The organism is Salinispirillum marinum (assembly GCF_042650105.1).
GTDB classification, from domain to species: Bacteria; Pseudomonadota; Gammaproteobacteria; order Pseudomonadales; family Natronospirillaceae; genus Salinispirillum; species Salinispirillum marinum.
In genome coordinates this window covers 358,108-376,792 of record NZ_JBHSAL010000001.1, presented here as the reverse complement: position 1 = coordinate 376,792, position 18,685 = coordinate 358,108, and the positions used below count along the sequence as shown (strand labels likewise).

At 53.5% G+C, this 18,685-nt stretch carries 15 protein-coding genes; 14 read left to right on the top strand and 1 reads right to left on the bottom strand.

Annotated features, from left to right (window positions below; translation table 11 throughout):
• Positions 1-15 precede the first annotated feature (15 nt).
• Positions 16-2,151: a putative bifunctional diguanylate cyclase/phosphodiesterase gene (locus ACFOSD_RS01895; protein ID WP_380694197.1), complete on the bottom strand. Its 2,136-nt coding sequence runs from the start codon at positions 2,149-2,151 to the stop codon at positions 16-18.
• A gap of 264 nt (positions 2,152-2,415) precedes the next feature.
• Here ACFOSD_RS01895 and ACFOSD_RS01890 point away from each other — a divergent pair, with 264 nt between their 5' ends.
• The 14 genes from ACFOSD_RS01890 to ACFOSD_RS01825 all read left to right on the top strand — a co-directional run bounded on the left by ACFOSD_RS01890 (position 2,416) and on the right by ACFOSD_RS01825 (position 18,650).
• Positions 2,416-4,077, top strand: coding sequence for an ATP-binding protein (locus tag ACFOSD_RS01890; RefSeq protein WP_380694199.1), 1,662 nt, complete (start codon positions 2,416-2,418; stop codon positions 4,075-4,077).
• Positions 4,074-4,763, top strand: coding sequence for a response regulator (locus tag ACFOSD_RS01885; RefSeq protein ID WP_380694202.1), 690 nt, complete (start codon positions 4,074-4,076; stop codon positions 4,761-4,763). Before ACFOSD_RS01890 ends, ACFOSD_RS01885 begins: the two co-directional genes overlap by 4 nt.
• 191 nt (positions 4,764-4,954) lie before the next feature.
• On the top strand, positions 4,955-5,968 hold the full coding sequence (locus ACFOSD_RS01880) for a Bug family tripartite tricarboxylate transporter substrate binding protein (protein ID WP_380694205.1): 1,014 nt from the start codon (positions 4,955-4,957) through the stop codon (positions 5,966-5,968).
• A 78-nt stretch (positions 5,969-6,046) separates the two neighbouring features.
• Positions 6,047-6,529, top strand: a complete 483-nt coding sequence (locus tag ACFOSD_RS01875) for a tripartite tricarboxylate transporter TctB family protein (RefSeq protein WP_380694208.1) — start codon at positions 6,047-6,049, stop codon at positions 6,527-6,529.
• A gap of 27 nt (positions 6,530-6,556) precedes the next feature.
• On the top strand, positions 6,557-8,068 hold the full coding sequence (locus tag ACFOSD_RS01870; RefSeq protein WP_380694211.1) for a tripartite tricarboxylate transporter permease: 1,512 nt from the start codon (positions 6,557-6,559) through the stop codon (positions 8,066-8,068).
• A gap of 122 nt (positions 8,069-8,190) precedes the next feature.
• A complete protein-coding gene (locus ACFOSD_RS01865; protein ID WP_380694213.1) occupies positions 8,191-9,903 on the top strand; it encodes a hypothetical protein in 1,713 nt (570 codons plus the stop codon).
• A 161-nt stretch (positions 9,904-10,064) separates the two neighbouring features.
• Positions 10,065-10,913: an ABC transporter ATP-binding protein gene (locus ACFOSD_RS01860; RefSeq protein WP_380694215.1), complete on the top strand. Its 849-nt coding sequence runs from the start codon at positions 10,065-10,067 to the stop codon at positions 10,911-10,913.
• A complete protein-coding gene (locus ACFOSD_RS01855) occupies positions 10,910-11,944 on the top strand; it encodes a FecCD family ABC transporter permease (RefSeq protein WP_380694217.1) in 1,035 nt (344 codons plus the stop codon). The genes ACFOSD_RS01860 and ACFOSD_RS01855 overlap by 4 nt, the downstream gene beginning before the upstream one ends.
• Positions 11,944-13,023, top strand: coding sequence for a FecCD family ABC transporter permease (locus tag ACFOSD_RS01850; protein ID WP_380694220.1), 1,080 nt, complete (start codon positions 11,944-11,946; stop codon positions 13,021-13,023). The genes ACFOSD_RS01855 and ACFOSD_RS01850 overlap by 1 nt, the downstream gene beginning before the upstream one ends.
• Complete coding sequence (locus ACFOSD_RS01845) at positions 13,020-13,865, top strand: (2Fe-2S)-binding protein (RefSeq protein ID WP_380694222.1); 846 nt, start codon at positions 13,020-13,022, stop codon at positions 13,863-13,865. Before ACFOSD_RS01850 ends, ACFOSD_RS01845 begins: the two co-directional genes overlap by 4 nt.
• Before the next feature lie 52 nt (positions 13,866-13,917).
• Positions 13,918-14,859, top strand: a complete 942-nt coding sequence (locus ACFOSD_RS01840; protein WP_380694224.1) for an ABC transporter substrate-binding protein — start codon at positions 13,918-13,920, stop codon at positions 14,857-14,859.
• 21 nt (positions 14,860-14,880) lie between these two features.
• Positions 14,881-16,653, top strand: a complete 1,773-nt coding sequence (locus ACFOSD_RS01835; RefSeq protein WP_380694226.1) for an ABC transporter ATP-binding protein — start codon at positions 14,881-14,883, stop codon at positions 16,651-16,653.
• Positions 16,654-16,706: 53 nt separating this feature from the next.
• The gene (locus ACFOSD_RS01830) at positions 16,707-17,672 is read left to right on the top strand and encodes an ABC transporter substrate-binding protein (RefSeq protein ID WP_380694229.1); all 966 of its coding nucleotides are present in this window, start codon (positions 16,707-16,709) and stop codon (positions 17,670-17,672) included.
• 12 nt (positions 17,673-17,684) lie between these two features.
• On the top strand, positions 17,685-18,650 hold the full coding sequence (locus tag ACFOSD_RS01825; protein WP_380694231.1) for an ABC transporter substrate-binding protein: 966 nt from the start codon (positions 17,685-17,687) through the stop codon (positions 18,648-18,650).
• Positions 18,651-18,685: the final 35 nt, after the last annotated feature.

The following is an 18,685-nucleotide window of genomic DNA, read 5'->3' as shown; positions in this document are numbered from 1 at the left end:
ATATAGGTGTGCGGTTTAATAGGGGGCTGGTTGAGCGCGCTGTATGGTTTTGATGAGCGTAAGGAATTCGCTCAGCGGTAGTGGCTTACTGAAAAGGTATCCTTGAAAAATTCGGCAGCCTAAGTTTTGCAGTGCGATTTTTTGGGTACTTTGTTCAATGCCTTCGGCAACGACTTGCAGCCCCAGTGATTTGGCAAGAACAATCACTGTTTGGGCGATGGCTGAGCTATGAATGTCTAACAGGATGTCACTGACAAAGGTCTTATCGATTTTCAGTTCGTCAACGGGCAAATTTTTGAGGCATGTTAGGCTCGAATAGCCGGTACCAAAGTCGTCCAAGGAAAATTGCACTCCATGCTTTTTGAGGCTGAGCATTTTTTGATGGGTCAGTTCAGGTCGATCAATAATCGCGCTTTCGGTGATCTCCAGTTTGACCTGAGCAGGGTTGATGCCGATTTGTTTAATTTGGGACAGTATTACTTCTGTGAAATCCGATTCGAAGATCTGAATGGAGCTGACGTTGATTGATATTACGAAGTCGTCATCAGCGTATGCCTGAATATGATTTTTGAAATCACTGCAGGCGCGTGTGAATATCCATGCGCCCAAGGCTTGAATCTTTCCGGTAACCTCCGCGATGGGTATGAACGTATCGGGTGAAATGAAACCTTTGGTGGGGTGTTGCCATCTTGCCAAGGCTTCTGCCCCCCGAATACTACCATCATCGTTCACTTGTAGCTGATAGTGCACGTCAATCTGTCCGTTAGTGAGGGCATCCATTAGTTCATTTTCTATCTGCACCCTCTCGATAAATAATTTTTGCATGGCAGGATCGTAAAAATGAATACGGTTCCGGCCTGAACCCTTTGCCATATGCATGGCGAGGTCTGCTTCACGAAGAATTTCTCCTACAGACTTCACGCCATTAAACAAGGTAATGCCAAAACTGGCGCTGATGGTTTCATAGGCATGAGACAGTTCAAATGGTGTCTGCAGCAGTTCGACGATGTTGTGTGCGAATTCATTAGAGAAGTGTATTGCTGTTGGCAGATGTTTATTCAGATTGTTCAGAATGATGATGAATTCATCGCCACCAAACCGACCAAAGGTATCTGCAGGTCTTATTTCAGCGTTGACTCTTTTGCCGAAAGCGCTTAGCAATTCATCGCCTATGGTATGGCCTGCGGTGTCGTTAATCTTTTTCAAGCTGTCAATATTGATGAAGATTAGGGCGCTGTTGGTTTTGGTCCGTTCGCTAAGCGCTATTGATTGGCAAAGTTGCTTCTCAATCATGCCTCGATTCGGCAGGCCAGTCAGCGTATCGAAGTAGGCCAAGACTTCGATTTCCTGCTGTGCTTTTTTTTGATCGGAGACATCAATGTTAACTCCAATCAGCCTGTCCGACTCTTCTCCATTGCCTGACTTATAAACGGCGTGAGCATGGATATATTTGATTTTCTGAGTGTCTTGGCAAATTATCCTGAAGTCGCTTTCAAAGTCTCTTTCGTTTTTTATGGATTTTTCTAAATCAAAAGTGGCTTTTGCTCGATCTTCAGGATGAACGCCTTTTTCCCACGTGTTGTACGGAATCTCAGTTGCTGATTGATCGACTCCGTATATTTTATACATGCTGTTATCCCAGGTCAGTGCATGGGAGGATAAGTCGTACTCCCATATGCCGATATGTGCCGCTTCCGTAGCTAATAAAAGGCGTTCTTGCGCGACTCTTAGGTCTCGTTCTGATCGCCTTATGTGAGAAACGTCGAAGCCAGTACTGATAAAAGCGTCATCAATTGGGATGCTGGTCATCTGAAGTGTCTGGTCGGTACCTTCGAAGTACACTTCCCAAGTATAAGGTTTTTTCTCCCTGAAGATTTTTTCAACGATTGGCAGGAAGGTATTGACGGCGTCTACGCCGTTGAAAATCTCGTTGGTGGTTTTGCCTTTAATATCAGAGAGCCGTTTGCCCCAATTCTTAAGGGCTACAGGGTTAGCATTTAAGAGTCGCCATGTTTTTATAGCACCACTCTCGTCTCTTTCCAGTTGCCAAATGTGCACTTCCTCTAGGATCAGGCGAAAGACACTTTCATATAGGCTAGATCGGCTCGGCTCGGCTGACTCAGTGGTTGCCTCATTGCCTGTTTCTAGCATGGTTGCACCTGGCTTTAATTCTTAGTACTTGCAGTCTAGTCTACCTATGACGCTAGGCAAGCAAAGTTTTCTTGTTTCTAATATAGACACGTAAAAACACTCGAATAGATCGGGCATTGCCAGCGTTGCGGTTGCCTGTGGCGCTCAGTAATCCGGCGGCTGAAATTGGAATTCTGCTCTTTGGCACAACCCGGCCCATACCCGTTGCTCGCAGCCCTGTGCTACCATTCGCGGCATCGTGTTGATATAAGAATAAGTAAAACAATGACCGTGTTGCATCGTTTCAAGCCGGTTCGCCCATGGCGGGTCAGTATTCGTCTGCAAGTGCTGATGTTGGTGGGTGCGTTGGTGGCGCTGATGCTGGTGTTGCAAGGTACCTACATGAACGCGCGGCGGGCGGAAATCATTTCTGAACAAATTGGTTTGCGCGCCCTCGGTGTAGCGCGGACGGTCGCGGTCATTCCCGAACTCATAGATGCGTTCACTGCTCCGGAACCGGCATTGCTAATTCAGCCCATTGCGGAACGCATTCGCATGGAAACCGGCGCGGAATATGTCGTGGTGGGTAATCATGAAGGCATTCGCTACGCCCACCCGGTAGAGGAACGGTTGGGTCATGCGATGGTCGGGGGCGATAACGACCGCGCCCTGATTCATGGCGAATCCTATGTGTCGGAAGCTACGGGTACCCTGGGCGAGGCGATTCGCGGAAAAGCGCCGGTGTTCAACCGTGATGGTGACATCATTGGCATTGTGTCGGTCGGTTTTTTGATCGATGACGTGGAAATTGACGTTCGGCGTTATATGGAGCTGAGCTGGTTACCCATTCTGCTGGCGGTGTTGGGTGGTTTAATGGGGGCACTGTGGATTGCGCGGCATTTCAAACAGGTGATTTTGGGTTTGGAGCCTTATGAAATCGCGCGTTTGGTGATGGAGAAAGAAGCCATATTGCAGTCCATTCACGAAGGTATTCTGGCGATCAATAAAGATGGCAAGGTATCACTGTTGAATCAGGCCGCACGCCGTTTGATGGGGGTGGCCGCGCATGAAGACTTGCTCAACAAGCCGGTACAGGATGTGGTGCCCAATTCGCGTTTGCTGGAAGTGTTGAACGCGGGTGAACACCAGTACGACCAAGAAACCTGGATTGGCGACCACCCGATGGTGGTAAACCGGGTGCCGATTATTCACGGCGGTCAGTTGGAAGGGGCGGTAGCGACCTTCCGCAGCCAACGTGAAATCATGGAGTTGTCGAAAGCTTTGAACGAAGCGAGTGCCGATGTGGATTCGTTGCGGGTGCAGGCGCATGAGTTTTCAAACCGGTTGTACACGGTGTCGGGTTTGTTGCAGTTGGGTAGGCCGGATGAAGCCTTAGCGTTGATTCAGCAAGAAAGCCGGGTGGCGCAGGAACAGGTGGGTTTCTTGGTGGAGCATGTGTCGGACGCAGTGATCAGTGGCATGTTGTTGGGTAAGATGTTGCGCGCCGAGCAGCGCGGTATTCAATTCAGCATGCCCGACAGTTGTTCGTTGCATGTTGAATTGAGCAGTGCCGGTCAGGAAGCCTTGATGACGGTACTGAGCAATTTACTGGATAACGCCTTCGATGCGGTGCTTATGCAGACCAAAGCGCAGACGGACTCGGTGCCGCACGTGCGCTTATTTTTTACCGATCTAGGGCATCAGTTGGTGTTTGAAGTAGAGGACAGTGGCCCCGGCATCGACCCGGCGCAACTCGAAACACTATTACAACAGGGTTTCACCACCAAGCCGGGTAAGCACCGTGGCATTGGTTTGGCGCAAGTACAGCGCTTATGTGCCCAGTTTGGCGGTGAGCTAACCATGGAAGACGGCGATTTAGGGGGCGCGTGCTTCATTGTTACGGTCAATAAAGGTCGCGTTGCACAGCAGGAGATCAGCCGGGTATGAGCCAGACATTTGGGGTACTCATCATTGAAGACGACTTTCGGGTCGCAGAAATTAACCGCCAATTCATTGAGCAGTCGCCGGGGTTTCAGGTGGTGGGCGTGGCGAAGTCGAAAGCCGAAGCTGAAGTGTTTATGCAGGAGCATGGTGCAACGGTAGACTTGGTGTTGTTAGATGCTTACATCCCGGATGTGAACGGTTTGGAGTTGTTGTGGGCCTTGCGGCGCGATTACAAGCATCTCGATATCATCATGATTACCGCCGCCAAGGAGGTGGAAACCATACAGGAAGCCTTGCGTGGCGGGGTGTTTGATTACCTGATCAAGCCCACCGAAAGCACACGTATGGCGCAAACGCTGCAACGGTTCGCTGCCGAGCGGGCGCTGTTGCAGGCGCGAGAAGAACTCAATCAGGATGAGTTAGATGCGGCGCTCAACCGGGGCGGATCGCTTCCTGCCAGCACGCCGGAACGCCTACCCAAAGGCATTGATAAATTAACGCTGGATAACGTAACCCGTGCCTTGCACGAAGCGGCGGAGTCGGTCACGGCCGTGACGTTGGCGCGCAGTATTGGGGCCAGCCGTTCGACGGCGCGGCGCTATCTGGAGTTTTTGGTGGCGCAGGGGTTGGTGAAGGCGGAGTTGGATTATGGGGATGTGGGGCGGCCTGAACGCCGTTACCACGTGTAAACCTCCTTTTCTCACGCTGGCGTTGCTGTCTGAAGCGGCAGAAAACCCCGCGTGAACAATATGAACAAAATGCCCAATATGCGTCTTTTACCCTTAATGCCCACAATATTGTTGCTTACCTAGCCCCGCCGTAGAGTCGCTCCTGATCCTTGATCAAATAACGATAAAAAATCAATGACAGGAGAACGAGCATGACTCTTTCTATTGCATCAAAAAAATCCCCTTTGAAAACCCTAGCCTTGTTAGGCTTGAGCTGCACGCTGGTCGCTGGCGCTTTGACGTCAACCGCGAGTGCGCAAGAGTGGAAGCCTTCCAAGCCCGTTGAATTTATTGCCCCGGCAAACCCCGGTGGTGGTTGGGATACCTTGGTTCGTACGTCAGCCAACGTGATCAGCCAGGAAGGACTGTCCGACCAAAACTTTGCAGCCATCAACATTCCTGGTGGTGGCGGTGCGGTAGCTTGGGCGCAAGTCGCGCGTGACAACCGTAATGACCACAAATTGTTTGCTACCAGTCCGCCAATCATCCTGGTACCGCTGGCGGGAACCTCACGGTTCAACCACAACGATTTCCAACCCATTGCGCGTTTAAGTACCGACTACGCCATTGTATTAGTACGGGCCGATTCGCCTTACCAAACCGTGACGGAACTCTTTGATGCAATCAAAGCCAACCAACGTTTAAGCGTGGGCGGCGGTTCTGCGGCTGGTTCCATGGATCACATCGCCATCGCCGGTGCGGCGGGTGAATACGGCGTGAACCCCGGCAGCGTGAACTACATTGCGTTCTCGGGCGGCGGTGAAGCCATGACGACCCTACTGGGTGGCCACGTTGAAGCGGTAATCTCCGGTGCGGGTGAAGCGGTTGGCTTGTTGGAAGGCGGACAGTTGCGCGCCCTTGCGGTGTCCTCTGAAGAACGTATCCCCGGTTCATTGTCTTCTGTGCCAACGTTTAAAGAACAAGGCGTGGACTACACCTTTGACATCTGGCGTGGCGTGATGGGTCCGAAAGATATGCCTGAAGCTGCCGTACGTTATTACGAAGATTTGTTCGAGCGCATGATGGAAACCGATAGCTGGAAAGACGCGGTAGCCCGCTTGGGTTGGCTGGATGCGCACCAGAACAGCGAAGACTTCGGCCGCTTCCTGGATGGCCAGTTAGAGCAGTTCAGTAGTGTACTGAGCGACATGGGTATGCTGCGCTAAGCAGTCCTGAGGTTGCTGAGTGTTTGGCCGCGTTTTGCGCGGCCTGTTTTGTATCTTCAGTGGTAAACGGTGACTCCCATGATGCGTTTAAACGCGAATCAAATCATTGGCCTGTTCTTGGCTGTGTTTTCTGTTGGTTATATCTGGATGGCGTTTCACATACCCGTCTTTCCTTTGCCTCGGCCGGTCGACTCGGATGCTTTCCCTAAGGTCTTGGGGTACTTCCTGCTGGGGTTGTCGGTGTGGTTGTTTTTCGAGCGCCCGCCAGTGGTGGATGCGGCAAACGCAGAGGCAAAAAATGAGTGGCACGGACCGCGTTGGCAGAGCCCTAAGTGGCAGGTGGTGATCACCGCTTTAACGGTGCTGGCCTACGCGCTGCTGTTACAACCGCTGGGGTTTGTGGTGGCCTCAATTTTACTGGGGTTCGGTTTAACCTGGTATTACGGTTATCGCAAACATCACATCAATTTTATGGTGTCTGCCAGCATTGTGTTGTCGTTGTATTTGTTGCTGACCCAGGTGATGGATGTGTATTTGCCCACGGGCATCCTACCGCTGTAACCGCCCACTTTTGAGGAAGGCCTCGCTATGTTGGAATCTCTAACCAGTTTGATCTATGGGTTTGGTGTTGCACTGGAACCCATCAATATTTTCTACGTGTTCGTGGGCGTTTTCGCGGGCACCATCATTGGCATGTTGCCCGGTTTGGGGCCGATCAGTGCGTTGGCGCTGATGATCCCGATGACGTTCAGCATGAACCCGGCGTCCGGCCTTATTTTAATGTCGGGTGTTTATTACGGTGCCATTTTCGGCGGCTCGACGTCTTCTATTCTGTTGAACGCGCCGGGTGTGGCCGGGACGGTGGCAACGGCGTTCGATGGTTATCCGATGGCACAGAAAGGCATGGCCGGTAAGGCGTTGGCGATTGCGGCCTATGCTTCCTTTGTGGGGGGGACAGTATCGGTGATCGGTTTGATGTTGATTGCGCCTTTGCTGTCCAAGGTGGCGGTCAGCTTTGGCCCGGCGGAATATTTTTCGTTGATGGTGTTGGGCTTAACGGCGGTGGTGAGCTTGTCGGATAAGTCATTGGCGAAAGGGCTGATTGCGGCGGTGGTCGGCATCATGATTTCCATCATCGGCATGGACCTGCAAACCGGCACAGAACGCTATACCTTTGGTTCGATCGAGCTGTTGGACGGCATCGACTTCCTGGTGGTAGCGCTGGGGATTTTCGCCCTCGCTGAAGTGTTCTATATGCTGCTGAAAGGCACTGATGGAAAACCGCAAAAACGCAACAACATTGGTTCCTTGCGCTTAAGCCGCTCGGAAGTGAAAGAAATTGCGCCGCCGATTGCACGCAGTTCGGTGTTGGGTTTCTTCACCGGCGTATTGCCGGGTGCCGGAGCCACCATTGGTTCGTTTCTCGGCTACAGCATGGAAAAACGCTTAGCGAAAGATGGAGATACCTTCGGCCAAGGCAACATCAAAGGAGTAGCTGCGCCAGAATCGGCCAATAACGCGGCCTGTGGCGGTTCGTTCGTGCCCTTGATGACCTTGGGTGTACCGGGTTCTGGCACTACGGCGGTATTGTTAGGTGCTTTGTTGGTGATGGGTGTAACCCCAGGGCCAATGATGATGGAGCAACGGCCCGATGTGTTCTGGGGCGTTATTGCCAGCATGTACATTGGTAACATCTTCCTGCTGGTGTTGAACCTGCCGCTGATCCCTTACATTGCGCGCATTCTGGATACCCCGCGCCCGATTCTGATTGCGATGATTCTGATCTTCTGCATGATCGGTGTGTACGGGCTGAATTTCAGTGTGTATGACCTGGTGTTCCTGCTGGTATTCGGTTTGATCGGTTTGGTGATGCGCCTGAACGGCTTCCCAGCTGCGCCCTTGATTTTGGGCTTGATATTAGGAGCCTTGATGGAAGAAAACATGCGCCGTGCATTGCAGATTTCCGGCGGCGAATGGGCTGTGTTCATCGACAAACCGATTTCTGTCACCTTGTTGATTATTTCGGCCTTGTCGCTCGGCATCCCGGTGATCAAGCGGGGAATCAATCACATCCGCTTACAGCAGTTAGCGCGAAACTAGACCTTGCCTGACAATTGAGAAACTACCTGCCTCTCATCCCCCCCTTAATTGGGGGGATTTTTTACCTGCACTAAGCTCTTACACTGGTCGACTGCCTTTACTCAATGAAATGGAGTCGATCTATGAAATCGCGTCTTTATTGGCTGCTGTTGCCCTTGCTAATGTTTGCCTTGGCGGGTTGCAACGAAGAAGCTGCTGACGACAGTTCCGAAGACAACACGGAGCAAAATGATTCATCAAATAACACCAGCAATAATAATACGAACGACAATGACAGCACCGACGACGACTCCACCAATGATGATGCGACCGCTGCCGGTGCATTGCCGGGCGACATAAACTTTACGCCATTGGGTGGGTTTAATGGCATTTATGTGCGGGTTAGTGGCGCGGGCGTTACCGACACCAATTACGTGTTGCGTGATGCGCGCGGTGGCAATTCGATCAGTAATGGAGCGAACAATAACAGCCATCGCAGTATTCGATTTTCTTTAGCTAATACCTCAAACTCGAAAGTGTTGAATTACTACACCGAAGCAACGGCGGATCAGCTGCCAGGTGCATTCACTGGCACCACTCGGGTGAATTCGGTCATTGTGCAAGTGCCTTGGACCTTTGGGCCTGGCACATTTCAGTGCAGTGACAACACCATTTTTCAAATCAATAACGTGAACGCGGAAAGCTGCACCATAGAAGTGAGCCATATTACTCGTTCGGGCGGTGTGGCAGGGCGTGTGGTAACGGCGTCTTTTGCTTCCCCCGTAGCCTACACCGTTACGGATACGCCGTTTAAGGTTTATCAGCACAAGGGCACGGCGGGCGAACCGACAGATTTAGCTCGACGCGGGTTTGCTAGCCTGTACATCGACGCCGATCAAAACACCTTTGAGTTTCCTGGCAATCAGCATTTCATACTCAATAATAATCCGGTGGGCGGCGCGAGTTCTGTTGGCGTTAGTCCCATTGACGGCACCGATTATTTTGATGGCAATGCGGATGACACCATTCGAATGAACTTTGTAACGGGTATTAGTGCAGGCGTTGCATCCAGTACCTGTTCGGGTAGCACCCGCAGAATAGAACTCCATGTGGGCCGCTATCAGCACAAAATGATGTACACGACGAACCGTACGGGCGGCAGTTGCACGTTCACCCGCCAACAGATTCACGGCGGTTTTTATGTGACGGCATATGAGGCTACGTTGATCGCACCCTCGAATGAAGGCGTGCCAAATGACCAAACGGAACTAAAAATCAGCGGGCAGTACGCCACCTATATGCTGTCCAATGAAGACCTCGGCGCAGGCAATAGTGGTAATGAAGGCGCCTTGGGCGATAAAACCTTGGCCATCGAAATGCTGGTTGTTGATGGCAATAATTTGTTCACAGAAGACCACAAGTACGTATTTGATCATGAGGACAACGACCAAACGGTTGCGCGAAGTGAAAGCGAAGGTTTCTTTTCGATCTATTCCTCACGGAAATATCGCCAAGCGCAGAATCTGATTCTGGAAATCGAAAATATACCAACCACGCCAGCTACGTACTCATGCAATACCACCTATACCGGTGCCGGTGGCAGCAGCACAGAGAAACGCCCTCATGCATCGCTCAGCGCCAGCCAGGGTTTTGAGTACGCTACCAGCACGGGGTTTGGCGATAGCATAACCGCCATCACCGGAGCATCCTGTTCGGTGGTGGTGACGGGTGTGACGGATTCGTCCATTACCGGAACCTATACCGCAACCGTGGCGGTCACTAATGATGACTTCAGAAACTATCTGGCGGATGATGGCACCGTCAGTATTTCAGGGGCATTCAGGTTGGCGCGTTAACGCTCTGTAACCTAAATGCCGTTATCAAAGGCGCGAGGTTAATAAACAGCCTCCGCGCCTTTTTTGTCGGCTATTCTTATCGCGACGAACTGTCGTTATAGTGTTGCAAATGATAATAGTTCGTATTAATCTTCTCGGAAATTCGTGCCGAGAGCCTTGTCATGCCACAGCAATTCGAACGACACCCTCTGCAAGGCCGTGCCCTGACGGTCGGGTATCGTGAACATACCATTCTCAAACAGGTTGATTTTCAAGTTGCAGAAGGTGAGGTCACCATTTTGGTTGGCCCGAATGGCTGCGGCAAATCCACGTTATTAAAAACCCTCGCACGCGTGCTGACCCCGCAACAAGGCACCGTCTTGTTAGACGGGAAAGACATTCATCGCAGTAAAACTCGTGACGTAGCACGCAAATTAGGCTTGTTGCCACAAGGGCCAATAGCGCCGGAAGGCTTAACGGTGCGCGAATTGGTGGCACAGGGGCGCTACCCGCACCAGAGTTTATTGCGCCAATGGTCAACCCAAGATGAAGAAGCCGTCGGCGATGCTATGGCGATTGCCCAAGTGGCGGAATTTGCGGACCGCCCCGTAGATGCGTTGTCTGGCGGGCAACGCCAGCGCTGCTGGATTGCCATGGTGCTGGCGCAACAAACCGACCTTATCCTATTGGACGAACCTACCACCTTTCTCGACTTAAAAGTCCAGGTCGATTTAATGAACCTGTTGGTCGATTTGGCGCATCGCCAAGGGCGAACGCTGGTTGTGGTGCTCCATGAGTTGAACCTCGCCACAGCCTATGCCGACCGTTTGGTGATGATGCGTGAAGGATCGATTGTCCATAGCGGTACGCCCGATGACGTGTTTACCAGCGCCGCTTTGGCAGAGGTGTTTGGTTTGTCAGCGTCGGTAATCCGTGATCCGCAGTCCCAGCGTCTGTTGTGTGTGCCGCGCGTTGCACAGCCTGAACGTGCCCGTGTGGTGTCGGCGTTGCCAAAGGCGGTCAGTGCATGACCACAGCGGTATCCCTTCCTGATCAATCTCCCACGCCTTCGTTGTGGCAGCGCAATGTGGCGGGGCTGCCCATTGCGTTGGGTGTTTTGGCCTTGATGTTCGCATGGCACATTGCGGTCGGTGCCAAGTCATTGCCGTTGTCCACGGTCGTGCAGGCGTTATTGAATTTTGATGACACCTTGTTTGACCACATGATTGTGCGCGATTTGCGCCTACCTCGCGCGCTGGTGGCCTTGGTGGTGGGGGCGAGCCTCAGTGTAGCCGGAGCTTTGATGCAAGGCGTCACACGCAACCCATTGGCAGAGCCGGGTATTTTGGGGCTGTTGGCGGGTGCTTCCTTTGCCGTGGTCATGGCCGTTGGCCTGTTCGGTTTGACCTCAACGTCATGGTTGCCTGCGGTGGCGGCCTTGGGGGCGCTGGGCGCAGCCTTGATTGTGTGGGCCATTGCACAGGGTTCTCCCGGCGGTGCTACACCTTTGACCCTAACGTTAGCGGGTGCTGCCGTTACGTTGTTTTTGGGCGCACTTATTTCCATTGCGCACTTGTTAAGCCAAGACACCTTTGAACAACTCCGGGTGTGGTTGGCTGGTTCGTTGAGCGCCCGCCGGACGCACATTTTGCCGGTGGTGTTGCCTTGGGTGGCGGTGGCGATGGTGTTGGCGTTAGGGCTCGCCCGGCAGGTCACGGTGTTGGCGATGGGTGACGAAACCGCACGGGGCTTAGGCGTGCGTACCGGTTGGTTGAAAACCCAATTGCTGCTCGTGGTGGTGGTATTAACGGCTTGCTCGGTTGCGCTCGCGGGGCCATTGGGTTTTGTCGGTTTGGTGATTCCGCATGTGGTGCGGTTGTTCGTGGGGTCCGACTATCGCTGGATTGTGCCGTACTGCGCCCTTGTTGGTGCTGCCTACCTGATTGGCGTGGATACGCTGGCGCGCTTGGTGTTACGTCCGCAAGAAATCGCTACGGGCATTGTCACGGCCTTAGTCGGTGCGCCGTTGTTTGTGCATTTGGTTCGGCAGAGGGCGCGCTGATGGGGTGGTCTATAGATTCCGTGCAACCTACCGGCGTGGTGGTGCGTTTGTGGCAAGAACGGGTGGCCTTGCGCTTGCCGTTAAGGCCCTTGTTGACCTTGGCGGTGCTGCTGTTCGTGCTGGGTTCAGTGATTGCGCTCAGTTTAACCATCGGTAGTTATGGTATGTCTTTGGCTGATGTTTGGCGCGTGCTGACCGGTGGCGATGAACAGCCACAAATGTCGTTGGTGGTTTGGGAATTTCGTTTCCCTCGGGCCTTGGTGGCTGCTTTGGTGGGCGCTATGTTCGCGCTGTCGGGCAGTGCGCTGCAAAGCGTAACGCGCAATGGTTTGGCCGACCCCTCGCTGGTGGGTATTTCGCAAGGGGCGGGGCTGGCCGTGGTGATGCTGGTGGTGCTCTGGCCCGATGCGGTAGGGGCATGGCGGCCATGGGCAGCCTTGTTCGGCTCCTTGTCCATCGCGGCTTTGATTCAAACCCTGAGCTGGCGGCGCGAAGGTAATTCCTCCATGCGTTTTATTTTGTTGGGCATTGGCGTTGCCGCTTTTATCAGCGCGATGACGTCCGCCTTGATGACCTACGGAGAAATCGACCGTGCCATGTCGGCGTTGGCGTGGTTAAGCGGCAGTGTCAATGCGGCCAATTGGGCGGATGTAAAGTTACTGAGCTTATGGCTTGCTTTGTTATTACCTGCACTGCTGGTGCTTAGCCGACCGATGGCGGCGCAGCAACTCGGCGATGCCACGGCGTTAGGTTTAGGTGTGCCTTTGGCATGGGTACGACGCGGTTTGATCATCACGGCGGTGGCCTTGGCGGCCATTGCCACGGCGGTGGTAGGGCCGATTGCCTTTGTTGGCCTGATCGCACCGCATGCGGTACGTCGTTTGGCACCGGCCGGTGTTGGGTTGCATTTGTTGCTTACAGCGGCACTTGGGGCCGTATTGGTGGCCTTGGCGGATTTGCTGGGCCGCGCACTTTTCGCGCCGGTACAGATTCCAGCCGGTTTAGTGACGTCGTTGATCGGTGTACCGCTATTTCTGCTGTTGATGTATCGCACGCAAGCACGAGGAGGCCAAGCATGACGGTATCTGTGTTTAATCCAGGCACGGCCACATCCTTGACGGATGTTGAGCGAGCGGCCTGTGATCAGCTTAAAATTCAGATCGGCGATCGACCGGCGGCGTTTTCCACCGACTTGCTGCTGCAGCGAACCACTGGCGTATTGAAAGCGGCGTTAAGTCTGCACCAGCAGGCGGAGCCAAAGTTAGACGACAAGGCGGCGGGCGCGTATCTGGTGAATCGGCTGGCGTGGGATCTCAGCGCGGTTTTGGCGTGGCTGGACTTGAATCATTACGATTTGTCGGTGTTAACGCCGGAGGCGTTGGGCGTTCATGCCGTTATCGAGCGTGAGTGGCATAAAGGCGAATGGCACCGCTATGTGGTTTATCAGTTTTCTTTGACGGATTTGAAACCCACGGGTGAGTCGCTGCCACCGGATGTCGTTGCCGACTATGCCTATCGACTCTTCGAACAGTTGATCCCGGCGTTAGCCCGAGAAGTACGATTGTCAGCCAACGCCTTGTGGCGCTTGGTAACCGACGGGCTGACCGCCGCCTATTTGTACGTGAGCAAAGAACAACAGCAGCCTGGCCGTGCCATGGCTCGTGTGCGGGCGGTGGTTGAGGCGGCGGGCAAGCCGTTAGCCAACAAACAATGGCAATTCAATTATTACTCGGTGGCTGCCGAAGACAGCCCCACCCAACAACCGTTAGGCAACTGGTTTCGTGCCCGCGGCGGTTGTTGCCGGTATTACACCCTAGAAGGCAAAGACTATTGCACAAGCTGCGTGCACGTCAGTGAAGACGAACGGCGCGAGCGGTTAACCCGCTACCTGTGTAATCACGCTATTGATGCGGAAGGCTAGTCTAAGGCGCGGGCAGACCACATTTTTATCCACTTATTAAGGAGAGGTTTTCATGCAATTACGACGTTATGGGTTCGGTATTTGGGCGTTGGCCTTGAGTGTAATGGTGAGTGCGGAGAGCAGTGCGAACAGCCGCGTCTTCACCGATGTGCACGGTGAAGTAACTATTCCAGCGGAACCGCAACGCATTGTGTCGCTGCAAGATCACGTACTCACCATGAGCTTGGTTGAGCTCGGTGCGCCGGTAGCGGGCAGCGCAGGCCGCATGGGCGACGATGGGAAGCCTTATTTGCGCGGTGTACAGGATTTGCTCGGCGTTGATTTTCACAACAGCGAAATTGAATACGTGGGCTGGACGGACTTGGAGAAAGTGGTAGCGGTTAACCCTGATCTCATCATTACCACGCATTATGAAAGTGCGGAAATGCTGGCGCAGCTGCGCTTGATTGCACCCACAGTCACGATTAATCAAAACCAATCGCTGCTGGGCTTTATGCATGACGTGGCCGATGTGTCCGGCCGCATGGACGTCTATGAAGCGCGCTTGGCGCGCTATCAAGACCGCTTGGCCGAGGCGCGTAAAGCCATTCCTGACGCGTCAAACATTTCCATTTCGGTGATCAACTCACGGGATGGGGTGCTCAATTATTGGGCAAGTTATGGTGCGCTGACACAAGTGATGGATGACATCGGTTTTGCCCGTCCGGCCATTAATGCACAGGTCAGCGATGGCAATATGGAAGTGAGCCAAGAACGGCTGCAAGACGTGGATGCGGACTACATCATCGACACCTTTGGCATTTCGTGGGGCGAAACACCGCAGGATGCCCGGAATCGCATGGCAGAAGTACTGCCCAATTGGTGCAGCGTGCTCGAAGCCTGCCAAAACGGCCGTTACCTCGTGTTTCCGCGCACCTTCGCTTTCTCCACCTCGTTTGCTTCGTTGGAACTGATGACGCAAATGCTGGTGAGCCATGTTGCTGGCCGCCAATAACCTAACTGCAGGATTGCCGACATGAACGCGCACACTCAATTTCCCACACAGCCGCTGGCCTTTTGCGCCTGGATAGCCCGTCGGTTTGTGCCGGGACGTTTGGCATTGCTCGCCGCCATCACGGTGTTTTCAACGGCCAGCATGTCCTCGACGCCGTGGGTGGTTGGGCGCTTAATCGATGCCCTGCCTGAAGCGGTAGCGCAGCAGGATGCTGCGGTGGTTTCCGGATGGTTCAGTTTGTTGTTGGTGGCATGGTTGATCGGGCCAGCCCTGGGACGGCTATACACCTTCGTGAATGCGTTCACCTTGCCCACCTTGGCGGCGTCGGTAAATGCCATGCTGTTTCAACACACACTGCGCCAGTCATCCGAGTTTTTTCAGAACACCTTTACCGGTGCACTGACCCAGCGCATTCGCCGCGCTTCGCAAGGTGGACCCAACTTGGTGGAATACTTTGTGTTGCAATTTGCTCAGGTATTCGTGGGCATTGTGGTGGCGGGGTTCTGGATTTTTACTGCGCAGCCGCACTATGGTTTGGCGTATGTCGGCTTTACGTTCGTATTTGTTTTGGTTTCGCTGCTCATGGCCCGACGTGTTTTACACGTTGGGCGGGCGCTGGGAAGTGCGCGCTCTCGGGTGACTGGGCAGCTCGCGGATGCGCTGGGCGCCATTGATGTGGTGCACAGTTTTGGTGGGCGGGGTTATGAAAGCCAGCGGCTAGGCGAACGCTTACAGGAAGAACAACAGCGGGGCCGCGAAGCGCGTTTTTGGTTTAGCGCCATGCGGGTCGCGCAATTGGTACTCACCGCCGGCTTCATGAGCGCGCTGGTGGCTTTTGCCTTGCAGGACGCTGCGATGGGAATTGTGTCCATCGGCGCGGTCGCTATGCTGTTAACCATTGGTTTGCAACTCGCTATGTCCATAACCAGTTTGGGTGACTACATTCTGGATTTTTATTTAGAACTGGGTGAAGTGAAAGAGTCTTTGGATGTATTGGCTAAGCCACTGCCAGTTCGTGCCCTAAACCCCGAAACATCATTCCGTGCAGAACGCGGTGAAATCACGCTATCAACCGTGCACTTTCAGTACACCGACCACTTGCCGCTGTATCAAGCCTTTAATTTGCGCATTCAACCGGGCGAGAAAGTGGGCTTGGCGGGGCCGTCTGGCAGCGGCAAAAGCACACTGTTTAAATTATTGACCGGTCGCTATAGCCCGCAACATGGGCGCATTCGTATCGATGGACAAGACATCAGCACCCTAGCCCCCGATGTTTTGGCCCGCCAAATCGCGGAGGTGTCGCAAACCGCCGAACTGTTTCACCGAACGGTGCGGGAGAATATTCGTTATGGACGACCCGATGCGACGGATGCCGACGTAGAGGCTGCCGCCCAAGCGGCGCAATGTGCTCAGTTCATCGCCACCTTGCCACTAGGGTACGACACGGTCGTTGGCGAGCGTGGCGTTAAGTTGTCGGGTGGTGAGCGCCAACGTATTGCCATCGCCCGAGCGTTGCTGAAAAACGCACCCATTTTACTGTTGGATGAAGCCACCTCCGCGCTCGACAGCGAATCCGAGCATGCGATTCAACAAGCTCTGGCTGCGTTGATGCAGGGTCGCACGGTCATCGCTATTGCACACCGCTTATCGACCCTCGTTCACATGGACCGCATTCTGTATCTCGAAAATGGGCAGGTGCGCGAGAGTGGAACCCACGCCGAACTACTGGCCTGCAGTGGGGACTATGCCCGTTTGTGGCGTCGACAGATTCAAGAGACGGCGATGGCAAGCTGATATTTTTTTGCTCTAAACCATTAAATACAAATCATTATTATTAAGGTTAGCTTATGAAGAAGTTAAACAACGCATTATTGATGTTTGGATGGCTCTTTGCATCGTTCGCGTGGGCGCAGTCATTTCCACTCACCATCGAGCATAAGTTTGGTACCAGTATTATTCCCGCACAGCCCGAGCGTGTGGTCAGCCTTGACTACAACGGTGCGGATAACTTGCTGGCGTTAGGTGTGCAACCGGTCGCCATTCGTTACTGGTACGGTGATTACCCTCGTGCCGTCTGGCCGTGGGCGGATACCGTTATGACTGAAACTCCGCAAATTCTGCGCGGCGACCTGAATTTTGAACAAATCACCGCCACCAATCCCGATGTCATCATCGCTTTATGGTCCGGTATTACGGCCGAAGATTACGAGCGCTTAAGTTTGATTGCTCCGGTGGTTGCTGTGCCCCTGGGGGTGGGTGATTACGCTTTACCGTGGCAAGAGCAAGCGATTATCGCTGGTCGCGCCTTGGGGTTGCCGGACGAGGCAAAACGGCAGGTGGATGTGTTGCAAGCCCGATTAACGGCTGTCGCACAAAGCAACCCGGATTGGCAGAACCGCACAGCGGTGGTGGCGACGGCATGGAACGGCGAATTGGGTGCCTATACGTCGCAGGACATTCGCCCGCAATTGCTCCAAGGCCTAGGGTTTACCACCCCGAGCACGGTTGACGAGCGCATCAATAACAACAGTTTCCATGTGAACTTCTCGATGGAAGAAATCACTCAGTTGGAAGCCGATGTGGTGCTGTGGGTATCCACCAGCGATGACTTCAGCGAGCTCAATGCCATTCCTGCCCGGCGTTACCTGCAAGCCCATCAGGAAGGCCGGGAGGTTTTGATTGGCAGCCTGCTCTCCAGCGCTTTCTCACATGCCTCCCTGCTCAGCCTGCCCTACGCACTGGATCGCCTAGTGCCGGCGCTGGAAGCCGCGTTGGACGGCAACCCAAATACACATAACGACGATCGCACGTAAACAGGAAAAACGATGAAATTCATATCACCATTGATCACGGCTCTGGTACTGAGCTTCATTGCTCTGTCTGCACAGGCCCAAACCTGTGCCGAAGGTTACCGACCATTCACCCATGCCGCGGGTGAGGACTGCATACCCGTGCAGCCAAAACGCATCATTGCCGCCCGTCACGACAGCATCGCCACGCCATTATTGGATATCGGTGCGCCTGTTATTGGCACCAATACGGCGGTGGATGCGCAAACCGGAGAACGCTTTATTCGCGGCGCCACCCACATTTTGGGCATCAATATTGATGGCCCGGAAGGTATCAAAGACATTGGTGGTCCGGAAGGGTTGGATTTAGAGGTGATGGTAGGACTACAGCCAGACCTCATTTTGCTCAGCCCGTGGCAAGGTGATTTGTATGAACAAGCCTCCCAGATTGCACCCACGGTCGTCATGACGGCCAACATGCCGTTCCTTGAACTCCTTGAGTTTATTGCTGATGCTGCCGGTATGGCGGATGTGTATGCCGAACGGTTAGCGGCGTATCAGGAAACCATTGCTGAGTTAAAAACCATTATAGGCAACCCAGCAGAGATCAGCGTTTCTCGCTTAGACCTCTACGAAGGCGGTATTTGGTACTACCCGAATTGGGGTGCTGTTGACCAAGTCCTGAATGATGCCGGGTTTGCCAAGCCTGATATTGTGGCGGACTTAACCGAAAATGCGGAGTTCAGTTTTGAAGTGATCGACCAGTTTGATGCCGACCTTGTGATCTCCAGCCATGCCCGGCATTTTGGCCAGACCGTTAATCAACTCAGTGCCGAATGGGACAGCTTTGCTCCTTTCTGGCGGAACTTATCCGCTGTTCGTGACGGTAATCATTTTTGGTATCCAAGAGATGAATGGGTGGGCTACACCTTTGCCTCACTGCACCAAGTGGCCGATGCGCTGCTGTTAATGAACACCGGCCGACTAACAGGCGGCAACTGATATCCATTCGAGTAAAAAACGTACTTTTAATTGCG